20 protein-coding genes are annotated in these 21077 nt (G+C 35.6%); 16 read left to right on the top strand and 4 right to left on the bottom strand.

Translation table 11 applies throughout. From position 1 onward, the window contains the following. Positions 1 to 164 precede the first annotated feature (164 nt). Complete coding sequence (locus tag RBH94_RS01595; RefSeq protein ID WP_307882090.1) at positions 165 to 2624, bottom strand: TonB-dependent receptor domain-containing protein; 2460 nt, start codon at positions 2622 to 2624, stop codon at positions 165 to 167. 94 nt (positions 2625 to 2718) lie between these two features. On the opposite strand from RBH94_RS01595, the gene RBH94_RS01590 reads away from it, so the two are divergent. Beyond that, a complete protein-coding gene (locus tag RBH94_RS01590; protein WP_307882089.1) occupies positions 2719 to 3081 on the top strand; it encodes a CoA-binding protein in 363 nt (120 codons plus the stop codon). On the opposite strand, the gene RBH94_RS01585 is transcribed toward RBH94_RS01590, so the two are convergent. Further along, entirely contained in the window at positions 3052 to 4500 is a 1449-nt protein-coding gene (locus RBH94_RS01585; protein WP_307882088.1) for a sodium:solute symporter, read from the bottom strand. The two genes, RBH94_RS01590 and RBH94_RS01585, sit on opposite strands and share 30 nt — an antisense overlap. Positions 4501 to 4617: 117 nt before the next feature. Here RBH94_RS01585 and recR point away from each other — a divergent pair, with 117 nt between their 5' ends. The 15 genes from recR (at position 4618) to RBH94_RS01510 (ending at position 16413) form a co-directional block, all read left to right on the top strand. Beyond that, positions 4618 to 5235 (top strand): recombination mediator RecR, encoded by a 618-nt coding sequence (gene recR, locus RBH94_RS01580; RefSeq protein WP_307882087.1) that lies wholly within the window; start codon positions 4618 to 4620, stop codon positions 5233 to 5235. Between the two features lie 57 nt (positions 5236 to 5292). Next, positions 5293 to 6393, top strand: a complete 1101-nt coding sequence (locus tag RBH94_RS01575; protein ID WP_307882086.1) for a glycosyltransferase family 2 protein — start codon at positions 5293 to 5295, stop codon at positions 6391 to 6393. An 86-nt stretch (positions 6394 to 6479) separates the two neighbouring features. Beyond that, entirely contained in the window at positions 6480 to 7817 is a 1338-nt protein-coding gene (locus RBH94_RS01570) for a dihydrolipoamide acetyltransferase family protein (RefSeq protein WP_307882085.1), read from the top strand. Between the two features lie 114 nt (positions 7818 to 7931). After that, complete coding sequence (locus RBH94_RS01565) at positions 7932 to 8720, top strand: hypothetical protein (protein WP_307882084.1); 789 nt, start codon at positions 7932 to 7934, stop codon at positions 8718 to 8720. Then, positions 8717 to 9493 (top strand): 3'-5' exonuclease, encoded by a 777-nt coding sequence (locus tag RBH94_RS01560; protein ID WP_307882083.1) that lies wholly within the window; start codon positions 8717 to 8719, stop codon positions 9491 to 9493. Before RBH94_RS01565 ends, RBH94_RS01560 begins: the two co-directional genes overlap by 4 nt. A 25-nt stretch (positions 9494 to 9518) precedes the next feature. Then, a complete protein-coding gene (locus tag RBH94_RS01555; RefSeq protein WP_307882082.1) occupies positions 9519 to 10130 on the top strand; it encodes a fumarylacetoacetate hydrolase family protein in 612 nt (203 codons plus the stop codon). Beyond that, the gene (locus RBH94_RS01550) at positions 10131 to 10472 is read left to right on the top strand and encodes an Hpt domain-containing protein (protein WP_307882081.1); all 342 of its coding nucleotides are present in this window, start codon (positions 10131 to 10133) and stop codon (positions 10470 to 10472) included. A gap of 6 nt (positions 10473 to 10478) precedes the next feature. Continuing rightward, positions 10479 to 11729, top strand: coding sequence for a competence/damage-inducible protein A (locus RBH94_RS01545; RefSeq protein ID WP_307882080.1), 1251 nt, complete (start codon positions 10479 to 10481; stop codon positions 11727 to 11729). 85 nt (positions 11730 to 11814) lie between these two features. Beyond that, positions 11815 to 12051 (top strand): 50S ribosomal protein L28, encoded by a 237-nt coding sequence (gene rpmB, locus RBH94_RS01540; protein WP_188215045.1) that lies wholly within the window; start codon positions 11815 to 11817, stop codon positions 12049 to 12051. Between the two features lie 25 nt (positions 12052 to 12076). Then, on the top strand, positions 12077 to 12259 hold the full coding sequence (gene rpmG / locus RBH94_RS01535) for a 50S ribosomal protein L33 (protein ID WP_007648529.1): 183 nt from the start codon (positions 12077 to 12079) through the stop codon (positions 12257 to 12259). Between the two features lie 9 nt (positions 12260 to 12268). Then, positions 12269 to 12421: a DUF4295 domain-containing protein gene (locus tag RBH94_RS01530; RefSeq protein WP_188223165.1), complete on the top strand. Its 153-nt coding sequence runs from the start codon at positions 12269 to 12271 to the stop codon at positions 12419 to 12421. A 193-nt stretch (positions 12422 to 12614) separates the two neighbouring features. Next, positions 12615 to 13589: a signal recognition particle-docking protein FtsY gene (ftsY, locus tag RBH94_RS01525; protein WP_307882079.1), complete on the top strand. Its 975-nt coding sequence runs from the start codon at positions 12615 to 12617 to the stop codon at positions 13587 to 13589. An 80-nt stretch (positions 13590 to 13669) separates the two neighbouring features. Continuing rightward, positions 13670 to 14098, top strand: a complete 429-nt coding sequence (locus RBH94_RS01520; RefSeq protein ID WP_307882078.1) for an SRPBCC domain-containing protein — start codon at positions 13670 to 13672, stop codon at positions 14096 to 14098. A 75-nt stretch (positions 14099 to 14173) separates the two neighbouring features. Next, complete coding sequence (rimO, locus tag RBH94_RS01515; RefSeq protein ID WP_307882077.1) at positions 14174 to 15475, top strand: 30S ribosomal protein S12 methylthiotransferase RimO; 1302 nt, start codon at positions 14174 to 14176, stop codon at positions 15473 to 15475. A gap of 245 nt (positions 15476 to 15720) precedes the next feature. Further along, positions 15721 to 16413 carry a peptidoglycan DD-metalloendopeptidase family protein gene (locus RBH94_RS01510; RefSeq protein ID WP_307882076.1) on the top strand — a complete coding sequence of 231 codons (693 nt, stop codon included), beginning with the start codon at positions 15721 to 15723 and terminating at the stop codon, positions 16411 to 16413. Here RBH94_RS01510 and RBH94_RS01505 read toward each other — a convergent pair. Together RBH94_RS01505 and secA are read right to left on the bottom strand one after the other, a co-directional pair. Continuing rightward, positions 16400 to 17404, bottom strand: coding sequence for a T9SS type A sorting domain-containing protein (locus RBH94_RS01505; protein WP_307882075.1), 1005 nt, complete (start codon positions 17402 to 17404; stop codon positions 16400 to 16402). The genes RBH94_RS01510 and RBH94_RS01505 overlap by 14 nt on opposite strands. Before the next feature lie 210 nt (positions 17405 to 17614). Beyond that, complete coding sequence (gene secA, locus RBH94_RS01500) at positions 17615 to 20971, bottom strand: preprotein translocase subunit SecA (protein ID WP_307882074.1); 3357 nt, start codon at positions 20969 to 20971, stop codon at positions 17615 to 17617. Positions 20972 to 21077: the final 106 nt, after the last annotated feature.

The following is a 21077-nucleotide window of genomic DNA, read 5'->3' as shown; positions in this document are numbered from 1 at the left end:
GTAACAAATGTAATTTTTTGAAAATTTTAACATTTTGATAATTAAGTTGTTAGGGTGGTTTGAATACAAACCCTCAAAGTAATTAAACTTTGAGGCTTCTTTTTTGACGTCAAAAATGAAACACTAATCAAAAATCCGAATTCAACATGTTTTAATGTTAATTATTATAGGAATCCGCCGCCGCCAGACTTCGTGTTATTGTCTCGGTTTTTTCTGGATTTCGCTTTGTATTTTCCGCCTCCAAATCTATAAGACAAACCAACATTCCAAGTGTTGCTTTCCCAGTTAAAGGCGCCTTCTTGAATAAATGGTTTGTCTCCATAAAAGGCGAATTCCATGGTGTTGAAAATATCGTTATAATTTAAACTTAACATTCCTCGGCCTTGAGCAAAGGCAATACGAGCTCCCAGATTCACAAAATACATGGGTTTTCTTTCGAATTGAATGGTTTTATTTTTTCCGCGGTAAAACCCAAAAGCTGTCAAGCTAACCGCTTTGCTTACACTGAAATTATTGTACATCCTAAAATTCCACAGAACATTATCGACTTCATCAATATTAGTTTCTATATCATTTATGGTTGCATTTTCAATGGGAACGGTTAAATTTTCGGCAATACCTTTTTGGGTTTGAGAATACAAATCGAAACTCCCGTTAATATTCCACCACTTGAAAGGACGGTAATTGCTACTAAGTTCCACACCATAAGCAGAAGTGTCGTCGAAATTATCATGGGTTAAAATAACTCTGCCTGAAGTAACGTCGCTACGATCTATAAATAAGGCGCGGTTAATTTCATCGGAAATCATTCGGTAGAATACACCGCCAGTTACAGTTCCTTTTCTATTGTTAAGCGTTCTTGTATAATTAGCTTCAATGGAGTTCGTAAATTGCGGTTCTAAATTAATGTTTCCGTAAGAGGAAATTAACGGCGTGCTCCATTCTTTAATCGGGTTGACCTGGCCGATTCCCGGGCGGTCTACACGACGACTATAGCTAAACTGATACGCATTTTTTTCTGAAGGGGTGTAAGTGAAAAAAGCAGAAGGGTACACTTCAAAATAATCGTTTTTAAAACGCTGTGTACTTGAGGCTTCCGAAGATAAAGCAAAAGCATCTTCTTTTACGTTTTCAGCACGCAGCCCGATTTGGTAATTCCATTTTTCGAAAGATTTGCTGTAAGTTGCATAGGCTGAATAGATGTCTCGGGTGTAATCGAAATGGGTATCTGGTGTTGGTCTTAGAATGCCTTCGTTGTTTAGTGTTTGTCCTGTTGATGAATAAGCGATATCGGAATTGAATAACCGGGCTTGCAAACCGGCTTCTAATTTAGCTGTTTCAGAAAGCGGATTTATATAGTCTAAGTTTAAGGTAATGCTTTCTCTATCGGTGAAGTTGAAATCTTCATAATCTTCGTTCGGTCCAAGTAAAAAATCGAAATCTACAGGGCTTTCATCATCAAAGACATTGTAGTCGGCTTCAAATTCTATATTATGTCCTTCTTTTTTAAAATCTAATTTATAATCAAAATTGTATTGCGATGAATTGTTGTTGCCTCTGGAATTGAAAATCTGACTTTGATTATAACGTTCATCATCATAGAATATAGCATCTGTTTTTCCATAGGTGCTATTGTCTGATGTGTTTTGAGTAGTGAAAACCGATATCGTATTTTTTTCGTTTAAATAGAAATCTACACCAACTTTATATAGATGTGATTGTCGTTTTTCTAAAAACTTAAAAAACTGTTCGGAGTTATTTTCAGGTCTATAAATGAAACCATTGTTTCTGTTTTTAGCAATATCGTTACTGTAACTTCCGTAAAAATTGAATTTCCCATTGCGATAATTTAGCCCCAGAGAACTATTGAATTTAGCTTCATATTCATGAGTGAGTCCAATAGAAACATTACCGTTAAAGCCCTGCATGGTGTTTTTATGAAGAATAATGTTTATAATACCACTCATACCTTCGGGATTGTATTTTGCCGATGGATTGGTAATAAGTTCAATCGATTTTATAGCTGTCGATGGAATTTGCTTTAGTAACTGCGCTGTTGGAATGTTTGATAGTTTGCCATCTACCATAACGCGAACATTTTGGTTGCCGCGCAAGCTAATATCTCCGGTTTGCGCATCAATGCTTACCGATGGTATGCCCACCATAAGTTGCGAGGCGCTGCCAGTAGCGGCTAAGTCTTTTCCAATAGTTATAACTTTTCGGTCTACCTTTTGTTGAATTGTAGATACATCGGCAACAACAGTGACCTCGTCCAGACCTTCGGCTTCTTCTTCTAAGAGGATATTCCCTAAGTTAATATCGTAACTGTTTTTACCTATTAAAATGGGTTTGTTAATGCTTTTGTATCCAATATATTGAATGTTGACAATAAGATTACCTTCTTCCAGTTTTTCAATTTTAAACGAACCATCTTCCTGAGTAATTCCACCCGTAATAATGGTTCCATTATTAGATTTTATAACAACATTTACGTAAGGCAAGGGTTGGTTTAAATTAGCGTCTAAAACGGTACCATAAATAGAGCCTTTTTTGTCTGTGGATAAAGCATAAGCTTGAGCAGTAGATACAATTACTACTAAGCATAGTGCTAGTAAGTTTTTCATTTTGATTGATTGATTTTTTGATTGATGTATGTATATGACGCCTCAATTGAAAATCTGTTACTATATTTATTAATAATTCTTGATTTTTTAACATATGAATAAAAAAACTCTAGTTCTTGGCGCTTCCTTAAAACCGGGTAGATATTCTAATTATGCCATTCATAAATTGGTTGAAGAACATATTGAAGTGGTTGCGATTGGAAACGTTACAGGTGAAGTTGCAGGGGTTAAAATTGATACAGAAAAGTTACCCCATGAAGATATTCATACCGTGACCTTGTATTTGAATCCTAAAAATCAGATACCGTATTACGATTATATTGTTTCGTTAAAACCAAAGCGTGTTATATTTAATCCCGGCACAGAAAATCCGGAATTATATAAAATTTTAAAAGAGAATGATATTAATTTTGAAACAGCCTGTTCTTTAGTTTTGCTTTCTACGAATCAGTATTAAACCTAAAAATGTTAGGAGGCCGTTGATGATTAATATTTCAAAACCAATTTGGTATCCGTTAAGTAAGTCTACGGAGTATGCGTTTATAAAATAAGACACAATTGGAGCGACTATAGCGATAATCCAAACGTAGTTGTCTTTTAAATGCTGTTTGGTAAAAATACCAAAGGCGAATAAACCTAGTAAAGGTCCGTAAGTGTAGCCGGCAGCTTTAAATAATTCCCAGATAACAGATACATCTTTAAATAGAGCATCGAAAATAATGATGACAACAACAAGCAAAGCACTAATAAAAGCATGCGCTTGTTTTCTGATACGTTTTCTGTTGGCTTCTGGTTTTTTGTCTAATTCTATAATGTCAATACAGAATGATGTGGTTAAAGAGGTTAAAGCGGAATCGGCACTACTGTAAGCTGCAGCAATTAAACCAAGAATAAAAAAGGCTGAGGTGGCAAAGCCTATTTCAGGTAACATAGCAATGGTTGGGAACAAATCGTCTTTTCGTGCGGTTATATTATTCTGAATGGCGTACTGTGTTAGTAGCAGTCCTAAAACTAAAAACAGAATATTCACAAAAATTAAAACCACACTAAAGGATAGCATATTCTTTTGCGCTTCTTTAATATTTCGACAGGTTAAATTTTTCTGCATCATATCCTGGTCTAAACCTGTCATAGTAATGGTGATAAACATGCCCGATAAAAAACTTTTTACAAAATACTGCGCATCATTAATATCTTCAAAAAAGAAAACTTTGCTCATCGCATTTGTTTTTACATTGTTGTAAACATCAGAAATACTATGTAGGTCTAAAGCATTAGCTAAAAAGAAAATGGTTACTACAACCGAGATGAGCATGAATAGGGTTTGAAGCGTATCGGTAAAAATGATAGTTTTTATACCGCCTTTAAACGTATACAACCAAATAAGCAGAACCGTAATAATTACGGTAATTGAAAATGGAATGCCATATTGATCGAAGACTAAAAGTTGGAGGACTTTTGCTACTAAAAATAGTCTAAATGAGGCGCCGACGATTCTCGAGATTAAGAAAGCAATAGAGCCTGTTTTGTAACTGGTATTTCCAAATCGGTCTCTCAAGTAAGTGTATATGGAGGTTAGGTTGAGTTTATAGTAAATAGGAAGTAAAACATAAGCAATAGCGAGATAGCCAAATAAATAGCCGAAGACAACCTGAAGGTAGCCAAATTGTTTAGTTTCAACTGCGCCGGGAACTGAAATGAAGGTCACACCTGAAAGCGAAGCTCCAATCATTCCGAAAGCAACCAAATACCAGGGTGCCGATTTGTTAGCCTTAAAAAAGGCATCGTTAGAATCTTCCTTTCCTGTGAAATAAGAGATTAATATTAGAACACCAAAATAAGCTGCAATTAGGATTAAGATTTGAGTCGCCGACATTAATTTATTTGTTTTAACGGCCAAAATACAAAATTACTTTTCAGTCTTAGGGAATCATTTATTTTATTATTTTACTGTTTAAGTATTGATGTCTTTAAAAAACATTAAATTCGCCGCATGGAATTCTCGTCAAAATTATTAGAGCGTGCAGTAAACGAAATGTCGCAACTACCAGGTATTGGTAAGCGTACGGCATTGCGTTTGGTATTGCATATGCTAAAACAGCCCAAAGAGCAAATAACAATGTTGGCAGAGGCTTTACAATCCATGAGAAATGATATAAAGTTTTGTAAGTCTTGCAATAATATTAGCGATGAAGAATTGTGTGAAATATGTTCCAATCCAAATCGAGATGAGTCGGTTGTTTGTGTGGTAGAGGATATTAGAGATGTTATGGCGATAGAAAATACAAGCTCGTTTAAAGGTCTGTATCATGTACTTGGTGGTAAGATATCTCCAATGGATGGGATCGGTCCTCATGACCTTAATATTCAGTCTTTAGTAAAAAAAGTTGAAGAAGGTAAAATAAAAGAGCTCATTTTTGCGTTAAGTTCTACTATGGAAGGCGACACCACTAATTTTTATATATACAAACAAATACAGGAATACAATATTTACACGTCTACAATAGCACGAGGAATATCGGTTGGCGACGAATTAGAGTATGCCGATGAGATTACTTTAGGTCGAAGTATTGTGAACCGAGTCCCTTTCGAATCATCACTAAAATCTTAATTAAGCTAACAAAACCAACGTAAATTGCAACCTCCCAAAAGTAGTATTAATTACCCTTTGAAACTCTCAATAGTCATTTTAAATTATAACGTACGTTACTTTTTAGAGCTTTGCTTGAAAAGTGTACAGGCTGCTGTCACAGATATTGAAGCAGAAATTATTGTTGTCGATAATAAATCTGAAGATGACAGTTGTAAGATGGTGAAGGAATTGTTTCCCGACGTAAAACTTATAGAGAATGAAGAAAACTATGGGTTTTCACGCGGAAATAATATTGGCATAGCTCAGGCTGAAGGAGAGTATATATGCATACTTAATCCAGATACCGTAGTAGCTGAAGACACGTTTCTTAAATTATTAAAGTTTGCTGATAGTAAATCTGATTTAGGAATTGTAGGTTGTAAGCTAATTAACGGAGTGGGTGAGTTTTTGCCGGAAAGTAAGCGTAATGTCCCTTATGTTAAAGTGGCCTTTAAAAAGATGCTTGGCAACTCCGAATTGTATTATGCGAATCATATCGATGAAAATGGTATTGGGAAAGTAAAAATACTAGTAGGTGCTTTTATGCTTATGAAAAAGGACGTTTTTCTTGATGTTGGAGGATTCGATGAAGACTACTTTATGTACGGTGAAGATATTGATTTGTCGTATAGTGTATATAAGGCAGGTTACACCAATTATTATTTTGGTGAAACTACAGTATTGCATTACAAAGGAGAAAGCACCTTGCGAGATAAGCATTATGTGAGGCGGTTTTATGGAGCCATGCAGATTTTCTATCAGAAGCATTTTAAAAAGAATGTACTGTGTGATTTTACCGTTTGGTCTGCAGTAAAAATGGCGTATTTAATTAATAGGGCTCCGGTAAAAAAAATAAAGCAGGTTAATACATACGCTTTCATGTCAACAAAAATGAATGAAAGCTTAAAAGCGGTTTTACCAAAAGAAGTGGTTTTAAAAAACTGTTTAGAAAGTATTCAGGGTACGACAGAAATTATTTTCGATGGTAATTCATGGAAATACAAAGATATAATCTCGGCTATTGAAAAGAAAAAGAACTGTAAATCGGTTACTTACAAAATCTTACCTAAGGATAGCTACTTCATCATAGGGAGTGATAATGCCATCTGTCGAGGTGAAATTATAAGTTTAAGTTAGTTTTATTTGAAAATTCTTTAAAAGAATTGATGATTTTTAAGTAATTTTGCAAGCGAAAAATAAAAACTAAGTATTACTTTATTGATATGGCAAAATTTGAACTCAAATTACCTAAAATGGGAGAAAGTGTTGCAGAAGCAACCATTACGTCTTGGTTAAAAGAAGTCGGAGACACGATTGAACTGGATGAAACCGTCTTAGAAATTGCAACAGATAAAGTAGATAGTGAAGTTCCTAGTGAAGTAGAAGGAGTTCTTATAGAAAAACGTTTCGAGGTTAACGATGTGGTTCAGGTAGGACAGGTTGTTGCTATTATTGAAACTGAAGGTGAGGGAGCAGTTGACGTAAAGGAAACTGAAGAAACATCCGTGGTAGAGTCTAATGAAGAAGAAACTGTTGCTGTAGAAGAAGTTGTAGAATCTATAAAAAAAGTAAAAGAAACCTTAGCGCCTGTTGCTGTAGCTTCAACAGAAGATAGATTTTATTCACCGTTAGTTAAGAATATAGCAAGAGAAGAAGGGATTTCTCAGGAAGAACTTGATGCGATTTCAGGAACGGGTAAAGAAGGACGTGTCACTAAAAATGATATTTTAGAATATATTTCCAATAAGGAAAATGGTACAGTTGTAGCTCCAAAAGTAGAGACCAAAGCCGTAGCGCAACCAAAAGCTCCTGAACAGCCAAAAGCTGCACCTGCTCCAGTAGTTAGTAGTGGTGAAGATGAAATTATAGAAATGACGCGTATGGGTAAACTCATTGCGCATCATATGGTAGAGTCAGTTCAAACTTCTGCTCATGTACAAAGTTTTATTGAAGCCGATGTAACAAATATCTGGAACTGGAGAAAGAAAGTGAAAGATGGTTTCATGAAACGTGAAGGAGAAAATCTGACTTTTACACCAATCTTCATGGAAGCGATTGCTAAGGCATTACGTGATTATCCGTTAATGAATATTTCTGTGCAAGGCGATACCATTGTAAAGAAAAAGAATATCAACTTAGGTATGGCGGCGTCTTTACCTGACGGAAATTTAATTGTTCCGGTAATTAAAAATGCCGATCAGTTAAACTTGGTGGGTATGACCAAACAAGTTAACGATTTAGCAAAGCGTGCAAGAGCAAATCAGTTAAAACCAGACGATATTCAAGGTGGAACGTATACGGTTACTAATGTAGGAACTTTTGGAAGTATCATGGGTACACCAATTATCAATCAGCCACAAGTGGGTATTTTAGCACTTGGAGCGATTAGAAAAGTGCCTGCGGTTATTGAAACACCAGAAGGCGATTTTATCGGTATCCGATACAAAATGTTCTTATCGCATTCTTACGATCACCGTGTAGTTAATGGAGCCCTGGGAGGAGAGTTTGTAAAAGCTGTTAAAGACTATCTTGAAGCCTGGGATGTAAACAGAGAAATCTAGAAAATAAGATCTTCAAAATATATTAGAACCAACCTATAAAAGGGTTGGTTTTATTTTTTACGCTTAGTCAATTTAGTATCTTTAGTCAAATTATACTTAAACATGTTTTAGACCTTGAAATCAAGCAAATTTTTCTTCATATTATTTATTTCTTGTATTTATTTTGTCAGTGCCCAACAAGATACCTTGTATTTTGATGAGAATGAAAATCGTATATCAAAGGAGTTTTTTTATGAAAAGAGTAGCTTGTCTTTCTGCAAAGGAGTTCGTTATTCCACAGACTCTTTAGTTATTGAAGAAATAAAAATTAACTACCTATATGGTGAGTTAGAGTCGGTGCAAAGGAAAAGTTTCTTTCAGCTTATTTCAAGCCGATATAATATGGATACCACAAAAACAATGGTAATTCATTATACTCAAATTTTAAAAAAGAAGGAAGATTATCCTAAATATAACGCTGTGTATAAATACGATAGTTTAGAGAGTAAATATATTTTGCTAAAAAATCATCCTCGTTTTAATTTGGACCAAGATTTGCCAGTTTCTAAACATATGAATGCTAATATTTTTAAAGAAGTTGTAAATGGTTATAAAAAGTGTGAGAAATACCATGAAAATTTTAGTGATGATATTGTTGTAATACACTTTTATGGAGAAAATAGAGGGTTTCCTATTGAAAAGAAAAGATTACAATGGTATCCAGATAATAATCATTTTTTAAAAAACATTTTTAAAATACCTAAATCATCATTTGAAATTATAATTTTACAACCCAATGGAGAATTTTATGTTCAGTATAGAGATATGCAGCATGATTATGAGGATTTAATAAGGCCTAAGAATTGGGATTCTTATAAAAGAGAATTTTTGAATGAGATAAAATCTTTGAATAGTATAAAATGAATTTAAATTTAAATAAGCCCATTTGTTTTTTTGATTTAGAAACAACAGGGGTAAACATTACAACCGACAGAATTGTAGAAATCGCCATATTAAAAGTACATCCTAATGGAAAGGAAGAGAGCAAACGCTGGTTGGTAAATCCAACCATTCCTATCCCGAAAGAAGTAACGGCCATTCACGGTATTTCAGATGAAGATGTCGCGGACAAACCAACCTTTAAGGAAATAGCAAAAGAAGTTTATAATCTTATTAAGGATTCCGATTTAGGAGGATTCAATTCTAACCGTTTCGATATTCCATTGTTAGCCGAAGAGATGTTGCGTGCTGAGGTCGATTTCGATATGAAAAACCGCTTGGCGGTCGATGTGCAAACTATTTTCCATAAAATGGAACAACGGACTCTAAGTGCAGCTTATAAATTCTATTGTGATAAAAATCTGGAAGATGCGCATACAGCAGAAGCCGATACTTTGGCGACTTATGAAGTGCTGAAAGCACAAATTGCCAAATACGACGATTTAGAAAACGACACGAAGTTTTTGGCGGAATTCAGTTCAAGAAAGCAGTTTGCTGATTTTGCTGGATTTATTGCCTATAACAAGAAAGGTGAAGAGTGTTTTTCTTTCGGCAAACATAAGGGGAAATTGGTGACCGAAATTTTAGAAAATGAACCAGGATATTTCGGCTGGTTGCTTAATGCCGATTTTCCACTTTATACCAAAAAAGTGTTGACTTCTATCAAGCTTAGAAGTTTAAATAATAAACTGGGGTAATCTGTATTTTCAATCCGTTTAAATTATGAAGATTATTTGCATCGGTAGAAACTATACCGAACACATTAAGGAGTTAGAGAACGAAAAACCAACCGATCCAGTGGTGTTTTTAAAGCCCGATACTTCTGTTTTATTAAAGAAACAACCCTTTTTTATTCCGGACTTTTCAAACGACGTGCATCACGAGGTGGAAATTCTGGTGAAAATTAATCGTATCGGTAAACATATCGATAAGAAGTTTGCACATAAATACTACAGTGAGATTGGTCTGGGGATAGATTTTACAGCACGAGATGTTCAAAGCGAATTAAAGGCAAAAGGCTTGCCTTGGGAAAAGGCAAAAGCATTCGATGGGGCTGCTGTAATTGGTAATTGGTTGCCGGTATCTGATTTTGAGGATATTGACGCTGTTGAATTTTCGTTAAAAAAGAACGATAAAATTGTACAATTAGGAAATACCAGCCACATGCTTTGGAAAATTGATGAATTAATAGAATATGTTTCTAAATATTTCACTTTAAAGATAGGAGATATTATATTTACAGGAACTCCATCTGGCGTTGAAAAAGTGAATGCAAACGATAAGCTTAAGGGCTATATAGGAGAAAAAGAAATGTTTTCAATAACAGTAAAATAAATGGAACAGCATTACAAATTAGAAAGAGTACGCGAATTAGCCGATAACGACGAAGATTTTATAAAAACCTTGGCAGAAGCCTTTTTAGAAGAAGTACCGGAAGATGCCGAGCGTTTAAAAAAAGCCGTTGCCGAAAAAGATTATCACACCGCGTATCAGGCGGCACATAAAATGAAACCAACGGTAGATTTATTCGAATTAGGGGTTTTAGATACTTTAATAGAAGTGCAGGACTGGGGTAAGTTTACAAAAACAGATTTAGATATCACGAATCAACTGGAAATAGTAATAACAGCGGTCGATAATGCCGTAGCTGAAATAAAATCAGATTTTAATATATAGAATTACATGTTAGCCGAAATCATCACTATAGGAGACGAACTTCTAATAGGTCAAGTTATTGATACCAATTCTGCATTTATTGCAAAGCAGCTCAATAAAATTGGGGTGTCGGTGTATCAAATAACGTCGGTTCAGGATGATAAAGACCATATATTAAAAGCGCTTAAGGATGCCGAGTCCAATGTCGATGTCGTAATTCTTACAGGAGGCTTAGGTCCGACTAAAGACGATATTACTAAAAAAACCATCGCTGAGTATTTTGGTGATACTTTAGTTAGAAACGAAGCGGTTCTAAAAAATATTGAAGATATTTGGGCTACACATGTTCGTGGAGCGCTGCTTCAGGTAAATAAAGATCAGGCTTTAGTACCGTCTAAATCAAAGGTCTTAATGAATCTTTTGGGGACTGCACCAGGTATGTGGATGGAAAAAGGCGAAAAGACCTTTATATCGCTTCCTGGCGTACCACACGAGATGCAGGCTTTAGTTGAAAACGAAGTGATTCCAAAAGTAAAAGGGAAATACAACTGTCCATTTATATTGCACAAAACTTTACTGGTATATGGTTTAGGAGAAAGTGCGCTTGCCGAACGTATTGAAGTGTGGGAAGATGCCTTACCTAAAAATATTAAACTGGCCTATTTACCAAGTTTGGGTAAAATGCGTTTGCGTTTATCGGCCAAGGGTTTTGAAGAGGCTGAGTTAAGGATAAATGTGGACGCCGAAATTGCAAAAGTCATCCCATTAATAAAAGATGAGTTTTTTGGATTAGAGGATGAAGATGGTTCTGTTGAAGTGGTTATTGCCAATAGGTTAACCAAAATAGGGAAGACCTTAGCGATGGCCGAAAGCTGTACCGGAGGAAAAATAGCCGAACAATTTACATCACATCCAGGAGCATCATCATATTTTAAAGGTGGTGTGGTTACCTATTCTACACAATCAAAAATCAATATTTTAGGAATTTCAAAAGACCTTGTAGAAGAACATTCGGTGGTTAGTAAAGAAGTGGTGGAAGCCATGGCTAAAAACGCCTTGGATTTATTTCAATCGGACTTCGCAGTGGCCACAACGGGTAATGCCGGGCCAAGTAAAGGCGATTCTGATGCCGAAATTGGAACGGTTCATATTGCTATCGCTACAAAAAATGAGGTCTATTCAGAAAAATTTATGCTCGGAAATCAACGTGTAAAAGTCATAGATAAGGCCGTAAATAAGGCTTTGGAAATGCTATTGAAAGAAATTTTTAAAAATTGATTAAAATTAAGTTGTTACAAATGAAAGAATTTGTATATTTGCACCTCGATTTTAAACAACAAAGAATTTTTAAAGTTATATAATAATGTCAAGAGTTTGTGAACTAACAGGAAAGAAGGCAATGGTTGGAAACAACGTGTCTCATGCTATGAATAAAACTAAACGCAAATTTAATGCGAATTTAGTAAAGAAACGTTTTTACATTCCAGAAGAAGACAACTGGATAACTTTAAAGGTTTCTACATCTGCATTAAAAACTATCAATAAAATTGGTATTTCTGCAGCGTTAAAAGAGGCAAAGTCTAAAGGATTTTTAAAATAATAGCCACATTTAATACGATAGAAAAATGGCAAAGAAAGGTAATAGAATACAGGTAATTTTAGAGTGTACTGAGCACAAGGAGTCTGGACAACCAGGAACTTCAAGATACATCACTACAAAAAATAAAAAGAATACGCCAGACAGAATGGAGATTAAGAAATTTAATCCTATCCTTAAGCGTATGACTGTTCACAAAGAAATTAAATAATATTAAGTCATGGCAAAGAAAACAGTAGCATCGTTACAAACATCTTCTAAAAGATTAACAAAAGCGATTAAAATGGTAAAGTCACCTAAAACTGGTGCTTATATGTTTGTTGAGTCTATCATGGCTCCAGAATTTGTTAACGACTTCCTTAACGAGAAGTAAGAACAAACATTTTTGATATATACAAAGCTGCTTTCATTTCGAAAGCAGCTTTTTTATATTTATATTTGACAGGTTTCTGACATAATTGCCGAAATTAATTGTGGTAAGAAATTTGACTGTAGTGTTTTAACAGTTTTAAACTAGTCGGTTTAGCAAAACGTTTAAAATAGTAACCAACCAATAAAAGTGAACAATGAGCTTTTTTAAAAAAATATTTTCTTCAGAAAAAAAGGAGACTCTTGATAAAGGGTTAGAAAAATCAAAAACCAGTTTTTTTGGTAAGTTAAGCAAAGCCGTAGCAGGAAAATCTAAAGTAGATGATGAAGTTTTAGATAATCTGGAGGAAGTGTTGGTTAGCAGTGATGTTGGTGTAAATACCACATTAAAAGTTATTGAGCGTATTGAGGAGCGCGTTTCTAAAGATAAGTATTTAGGGACCGAAGAGCTGAATCAGATTTTAAGAGAAGAAATTGCTGGTTTGTTAAGTGAAACCAATACCGGTGAAGAAACGGAATATACCATTCCAACGTTAAGCCCCCAAGCCGATGGTTCTAAAACACCTTATGTTTTAATGGTAGTTGGTGTAAATGGTGTTGGTAAAACAACGACAATTGGTAAGTTGGCCTATCAGTTCAAGAAAAAAGGATTGAATGTGGTATTGGGAGCAGCCGATACGTTTAGAGCAGCAGCCATTGATCAGCTTCAGGTGTGGGCCGATCGTGTAGATGTGCCATTAGTGAAGCAAGCTATGGGAAGTGATCCTGCTTCAGTAGCTTTCGATACTTTGAAAAGTGCCGTTTCACAAAATGCCGATGTGGTGATTATCGATACTGCAGGGCGTTTACATAATAAAGTTAATTTAATGAACGAGCTAACCAAGGTGAAGCGTGTGATGCAAAAAGTGGTTGGTGATGCACCGCACGATGTGTTGTTAGTGTTAGATGGTTCCACAGGTCAGAATGCCTTTGAACAAGCAAAACAATTTACAGCAGCAACCGAAGTAACATCATTAGCCGTAACTAAGTTAGACGGTACAGCTAAAGGCGGTGTGGTTATTGGTATCAGCGACCAGTTTAAAATTCCGGTAAAGTATATCGGTGTAGGAGAAGGAATAGAAGATTTACAGGTATTTAATAAATACGAATTTGTGGATTCGTTTTTTAAATAGTGCACGATAGTAAAAAGAATATAAAAGGTGGTTGATTTTGATTAACCACCTTTTTTTGTAGATATTTTGTAACTTTAGATATGAGTTTTAATATTTACCATAACCTATTCATTAAAGCATCTCAGGAAGCTGTTTTTAATGGGGTATCCATACCCAAACATCTAGATAATTGGTGGTCGCTAAAAAGTTCAGGAACACCTGAACTTGGTGCAGAATATAATCTGAATTTTACGGATAAATATAACTGGTTTTGTAAGGTTTCGAAATTAGAACTAAACAAACTCATTGCTTTTAAGATGACAGTATCTGATAAAGATTGGGATCCCACAACGTTTCAGTTCGAATTGGAACCACACAACGAAGGAACCATGCTAAAGTTTAGCCATGTGAACTGGCCGGAAGCAAACGACCATTTTAAGTATTCTTCGTTTTGCTGGGCAATGTTATTAAGCGGATTGAAAAATTATCTTGAAAAAGGCCTTGTAATTCCTTTTGAAGAACGAAATTAATTGCACGATTTCAGGATTATAGAATCGTATATCCTAAATCATTCCGTATCTTTGCGCCCTGATTTAATAAAAATTATGCGTACAAAATCACTTAAAAAGAACAAGATTAATGTAGTAACTCTGGGTTGTAGTAAGAATGTTTACGACAGCGAAGTGTTAATGGGGCAACTGAAAGCCAGTGGCAAGGAGGTTGTTCATGAAGAAGAAGGTAATATTGTTGTGATTAATACCTGCGGATTTATCAATAATGCCAAGGAAGAAAGTGTAAATACTATTTTAGAGTATATGCAGAAAAAGGAAGAAGGCGATGTTGATAAAGTCTTTGTTACGGGGTGTTTAAGTGAACGCTATAAACCAGATTTAGAAAAGGAAATTCCAGATGTCGATCAGTATTTCGGAACCACTGAATTACCGGGATTATTAAAAGCTTTAGGCGCAGATTATAAACACGAATTAATAGGAGAACGTTTAACGACAACACCTAAAAATTATGCCTATTTAAAGATTGCTGAAGGTTGCGACCGTCCGTGTAGTTTCTGTGCGATTCCTTTAATGCGTGGAAAACATAAGAGTACACCGATTGAAGACTTAGTCATAGAAGCTGAAAAATTAGCAGCAAATGGCGTGAAAGAATTGATTCTTATTGCTCAGGATTTAACCTATTACGGATTAGATTTATACAAAAAGCGTAATCTTGCCGAATTATTGGAGGCCTTAGTAAAAGTGGAAGGTGTCGAATGGATTCGTTTACATTATGCGTTCCCGACAGGTTTCCCAATGGATGTGTTAGAGGTGATGAACCGTGAGCCTAAAATCTGTAATTATTTAGATATTCCGTTACAGCATATTTCAGATGCTATTTTGAAGAGTATGCGTCGTGGAACCACAAAGGAAAAAACAACAAAGTTGCTTAAAGACTTTAGAGCAGCTGTGCCAAACATGACCATTCGTACCACATTAATTGTGGGATATCCGGGAGAAACTCAGGAAGATTTTGAAACCTTGAGAGATTGGGTGAAAGAAATGCGTTTTGAGCGTTTAGGATGTTTTACCTATAGCCACGAAGAGAATACCCATGCCTATACTTTAGAGGATGATGTGCCAGAAGATGTAAAACAGGAGCGTGCTAATGAAATTATGGAAATTCAGTCGCAGATTTCTTGGGAATTAAATCAGGAGAAAATCGGTCAGGAGTTTAAAGTGGTTATCGATAGAAAAGAAGGTAACTATTTTGTGGGGCGTACCGAATTCGATTCTCCCGATGTTGATAACGAAGTGTTAATTGATGCCAGTACTACTTATTTAAAAACTGGTGAATTTGCTACGGTAAAAGTAACTGATGCTGCCGATTTCGATTTATACGCAGAAGTGGTTTAATCGAGCAGTTAGACACATTAGAATTTAAGAAAGTAGGAAGTTAGAAGTTGCATCAGTTCGAGTGATTCCGAGTAACGAGGAATTGTATCGAGAATCCTTAGTGCCATGCTTATTTAGGTTTTAAGACTTAAATAGCCTTGACTTTTTTGGTTTGTTTTTGGGTCAAGATAAAAATGAACATATCTGAATCATTTCTTTGTTTAATATTTTCTAATTTAGATTATTAAATTTTTGACAACAAGGACATGAAATTATTCTCAGAAACGCTGAATACGTCAACAATAAAACCAACACGTGTTTTAGATATTCCAAATACGGGAAATAATTATATCCCCATAGATTTATCTGAAACGAATGAAAAGTTAAAAGATGTTGATGTGTCTTCTTCTGAAAGTTTCAATCAATACATTGAGAGCTATCTTAGAGAGCATAATGCAGATGTCGCCTATGGAGGCTATCTGGAAAACCGAAATATTTACAAAAGAAGTCAGCATTTCAATCAGCAGGATTTAGATACCGAACGTAATATTCATTTAGGTACCGATTTGTGGTGTCCCTCGGGAACGAAGGTTTTGGCTTGTTTAGATGGGGAAATACATAGTTTTAAGAATAATAAAAACCATGGCGATTATGGGCCGACTATTATTTTAAAACATGAAGTTGAAAACGGGGAGTTTTATACCCTTTACGGACATTTAAGTTTGGAATCTATTGCATCTGTAACAGTTGGTGAAAAAGTAAAACAAGGACAATCTATTGGAACCTTAGGAGTAGCCCAAGTTAATGGCGATTATCCACCACATTTGCACTTTCAGATTATAAAAGATTTACAGGGTTTGCAAGGGGATTACCCTGGAGTTTGTAATATTAAGGATATAGACTTTTATAAGACAAACTGCCCTGATCCTAATGTATTACTTAAGGCTATTTTACAATAACTCTTTTGGTGTGATATGTGTTGTTTTGGTAGTATGCAACATTATAAATGCCTGATTGAATGTTATCAATAGGTACTTCATTTGTATTCAAACCAATAAATTGCCTTTTAACAGTTCGGCCTGTGATATCAATAAATTGTATCTCTAAACTTTCATTCGATTTGTTTTCAATGTAAAGAATGTTGTTTGCAGGATTCGGATATATTGAAATGAAATTTTTATCGTTATTAAAATCTGTTGTATTTAGAATTAAATCTGATTGACTTAAGTAATAAGCATATGAGGCTACTAATTGGTCTTCACTATATACTTCAGTTGTACTGGCTAAATATGCATTGTTGTTAATGTCGTACCATATATTTGATACTTCTTTAAAGTTTAATACAATTAAACCTTGTAATACATCAGTGTAGGTTGACGTCATTTTTATTTTTAAAACATTAGTAATGGTTGTATAGGGAAGAATAAGATCTCCATAGCCATCGGCTGTAATTTCAATGGTTCCATTTTCATCATAAGTTTGATTAGCTATTAGGTTTTCTTTTGTTCCGGAAAATGTTTCATTAAATGTGTCTCCATAAGAAATTGGGAATTTCAGACCTTCCCTCGGATCGGTATAAATAACTTTTACATTATTAGGAGAATATTGTCCTATTGCTGATAAGCCAGAACTTGAAGATATATAATAAGTTTCTCCATAAAAACCATCTATAGTCGAAGTGGCTACTACATTTGACTGGGCGTATGTTGTAGGGTCACTAGAGCTTGCTAAATCTATATAGTTTGCTGTTTGTGATGTGCCTGTGGCAGTTGAAAAGTCCCAGGTTTGATTCGCTCCGCTTTGACTGACATCAAAGGTATAGTCTTCGTTATAAATATATTCAAAAGAATCACCAATTTTTGGAGTGTGGGTTGCGCTGGTTAGAGTAATCTGTGCTTGAGACAGATTAATAAAAAGAAAAACGAAAATAGAAGAGTAAAATTTAGCCATGAGTTACAATTTAAATATTTGAAAAGCATATAGATACATAACTAATTTAAGGAATTTTTTACATAATTAAGACTTCTATAGGAATTTTCGGCATTAAATAATTGAAAATTAAAACAGTAGAGTTAGGTTTTTTTGTTTTGAGTGTTTTATGAAACAAAAAAAATCCCGGTAGAAAATCTACCGGGATTTTTATGTATGATGAATTGTAGATTAATCTTCAACAAGAACCCATTCGCCTTTAGCTAATAAAGGTTCAGCTTGTTTAAATTTTACGGTTTTGTTTTCTCCGTTAATAACATTTTTTATAGTAACACGATCGTTACGGCCAATTTTAGCATGCTCGCGTACAATGGTTTCTGTTACCTGCGGTTGCTGTTGTTGTGTGTTTCCAGCCGCTCTGTTTTGAGCAGAACGTTCGTCTAAATTCGGAATTTCTTCTTTTTGAACGTTTAATTTTTCCTGTCGGCGTTCTCTGGCTTCCTGGATGGTTTCCTGAGTTTCCTGAGGTAATTCACCTTTAAATAAGAAGGAAATCACATCTTTATTCACCTGATCAATCATCGCTTTGAATAACTCAAAGGCCTCAAACTTGTAAATTAATAACGGATCTTTTTGCTCGTGAACCGCTAACTGTACCGACTGTTTCAACTCATCCATTTTACGTAAATGCGTTTTCCAGGAGTCGTCAATAATCGCTAAAGTAATGTTCTTTTCGAAATCGGTAATTAATTGTTTACCGTTGGTTTCGTAAGCTTTTTCAAGATCGGTAACCACATTTAAACTCTTAATACCATCGGTAAACGGCACTACGATACGCTTGAAGCGGTCACGTTGGTTTTCGTAAACATTTTTAATCACAGGGAATGCGATTTCAGCGTTACGAGCCATTTTATCTTTATAGTGATCAAATGCAGCACGGTATACTTTAGAGGTGATTTCCTGAGCCGAAAGTTTACCGAATTCTGCTTCAGTAATTGGAGAGGTTAAAGAGAAATAACGAATCAATTCAAACTCGAAATTCTTATAATCATTAACCCCTTTGTTACCTTCAGAAATACCTTCAGCCGTATCGAATATCATGTTCGCTAAGTCTACACGAAGACGCTCACCAAATAAAGCATGGTGACGACGTTTATAAATCACTTCACGTTGTGCGTTCATAACGTCATCATATTCTAATAAACGCTTACGAACACCAAAGTTGTTTTCTTCTACTTTTTTCTGAGCACGCTCGATAGATTTAGAAATCATAGAATGCTGTATCACTTCACCTTCTTTAAGGCCCATTCTGTCCATCATTTTGGCGATACGCTCACTACCAAATAAACGCATCAAGTTATCTTCAAGCGATACGTAGAATTGTGAACTTCCCGGATCTCCCTGACGACCAGCACGACCACGTAACTGACGGTCGACACGACGTGAATCGTGACGCTCCGTACCTATAATGGCTAAACCACCGGAGTTTTTAACTTCGTCGGTTAATTTAATATCGGTACCACGACCTGCCATATTGGTAGCAATGGTAACCTGTCCTGGGCGACCTGCTTCTGCAACAATGTCGGCCTCACGTTTATGTTGTTTCGCGTTTAAGACGTTGTGAGATATTTTGCGAATACTTAACATTTTACCAAGTAATTCACTAATCTCAACCGAAGTGGTACCAATTAATACTGGTCTGCCTGCTTCAGATAATTTTACAACTTCTTCAATAACCGCGTTATATTTTTCACGCTTGGTTTTGTAAACTAAATCGTCTCGGTCATCACGAGCGATTGGGCGGTTGGTTGGGATTTCAACAACATCCAATTCGTAGATTTCCCAGAACTCACCAGCTTCAGTAACCGCAGTACCCGTCATACCAGATAGTTTACGGTACATTCTAAAGTAATTTTGAAGGGTTACCGTCGCGAAGGTTTGCGTCGCATCTTCAATTTTTACATTCTCTTTAGCTTCAATCGCCTGGTGTAATCCGTCTGAATAACGACGACCATCCATAATACGACCGGTTTGCTCATCGACAATCATCACTTTGTTGTCCATAACAACGTACTGAATGTCTTTTTCAAATAGGGCGTAAGCTTTTAATAATTGATTTAAGGTGTGAATACGTTCAGATTTCACGCCAAAATCTTTATAAAGCTCTTCTTTTTGAGCTGCTTCTTCTTCTTTAGATAGGTTTCGTTGCTCGATTTTAGCAATTTCTAATCCTATTTCAGGAAGGATAAAGAAGTTTGGATCGTCTTTACCTGAGATATAATCAACCCCTTTATCGGTTAACTCAACCTGATTATTTTTTTCTTCAATAACATAGTACAACTCGGCATCAACCTTAGGCATTTCACGGTTGTTGTCTTGCATGTAGAAGTTTTCAGTTTTTTGTAACAGTTGCTTAACACCTTCTTCACTTAAGAATTTAATAAGCGCTTTGTTTTTCGGCATACCACGGTACACGCGAAGTAATTGAAACGCACCTTCTTTGGTGTCACCTTCTTTAATTAATTTTTTAGCTTCAGCTAAAACACCAGTTAAATATTTACGTTGTACCGATACAATATTGTCTACTTTCGGCTTTAATTCGATAAACTCATGGCGTTCACCTTGAGGGATAGGACCAGAGATGATTAATGGCGTACGCGCATCATCAACTAATACAGAATCGACCTCATCGACAATAGCATAGTTGTGCGGACGCTGAACTAAATCGTTTGGCGAATGTGCCATGTTATCACGCAAGTAATCGAAACCAAACTCGTTATTCGTTCCGTAAGTAATATCGGCATTATAAGCATTTCTACGACCTTCAGAATTAGGTTGGTGATAATCAATACAATCTACTGTTAAACCGTGAAACTGGAATAACGGTGCCATCCAGGCGCTATCACGTTTTGCTAAGTAGTCGTTAACCGTTACCAGGTGCACCCCTTGACCAGAAAGTGCATTTAAGTAAACCGGTAAGGTAGCAACTAAGGTTTTACCTTCACCCGTTTGCATCTCAGCAATTTTACCCTGATGCATAGCCACACCACCTATTAACTGAACATCGTAGTGAATCATATCCCAGGTGATGGCTTTACCGGCAGCATCCCAGGAGTTTGCCCAGGTAGCTTTTTCCCCGTCTAAAGTGACATAGTCTTTAGTTCCTGATAATTCTCTATCGTAAGTGTTTGCAGTAACAGTAATAGAGGTATTGTTCGCAAAACGCTTTGCGGTTTCTTTTACTACAGCAAAGGCTTCTGGTAATATATCGTTTAAAACCGTTTCGGTTTTTTCGTAAACTTCATCTTTAAGTTTGTCGATATCGGCATAGATATCTTCACGACGATCGATATCATCGGTATTTTCGGCTTCTTCAAGAAGCGTATTTATTTTATCGTTTAAAGGTTTAATAGCTTCAGCAATAAGACCTTTAAATTCGGTTGTTTTAGCACGTAAAGCATCGTGAGACAATCCTTCTAAAGTAGATTCGAAAGATTTTATTTTATTTACTATAGGGGTGATGGCTTTTACATCTTGTTTCGATTTGTCGCCAACAAATACTTTAAGTACAGAATTTAAAAAACTCATGTGTATATATGTTATTTAATTCCAGGGTGTTCCCAGATATGTTTTCAGTTAGTTAAGTGCAACTCTGAATTGCTTCAAAGATACAGTTTGTAATGTGTTTTTATAA

The sequence above is a fragment of the Aestuariibaculum sp. YM273 genome, from assembly GCF_030908365.1.
GTDB classification, from domain to species: Bacteria; Bacteroidota; Bacteroidia; order Flavobacteriales; family Flavobacteriaceae; genus Aestuariibaculum; species Aestuariibaculum marinum.
Note: the sequence above shows the minus strand (reverse complement) of the source record. Positions and strands in the feature narration are given on the sequence as shown.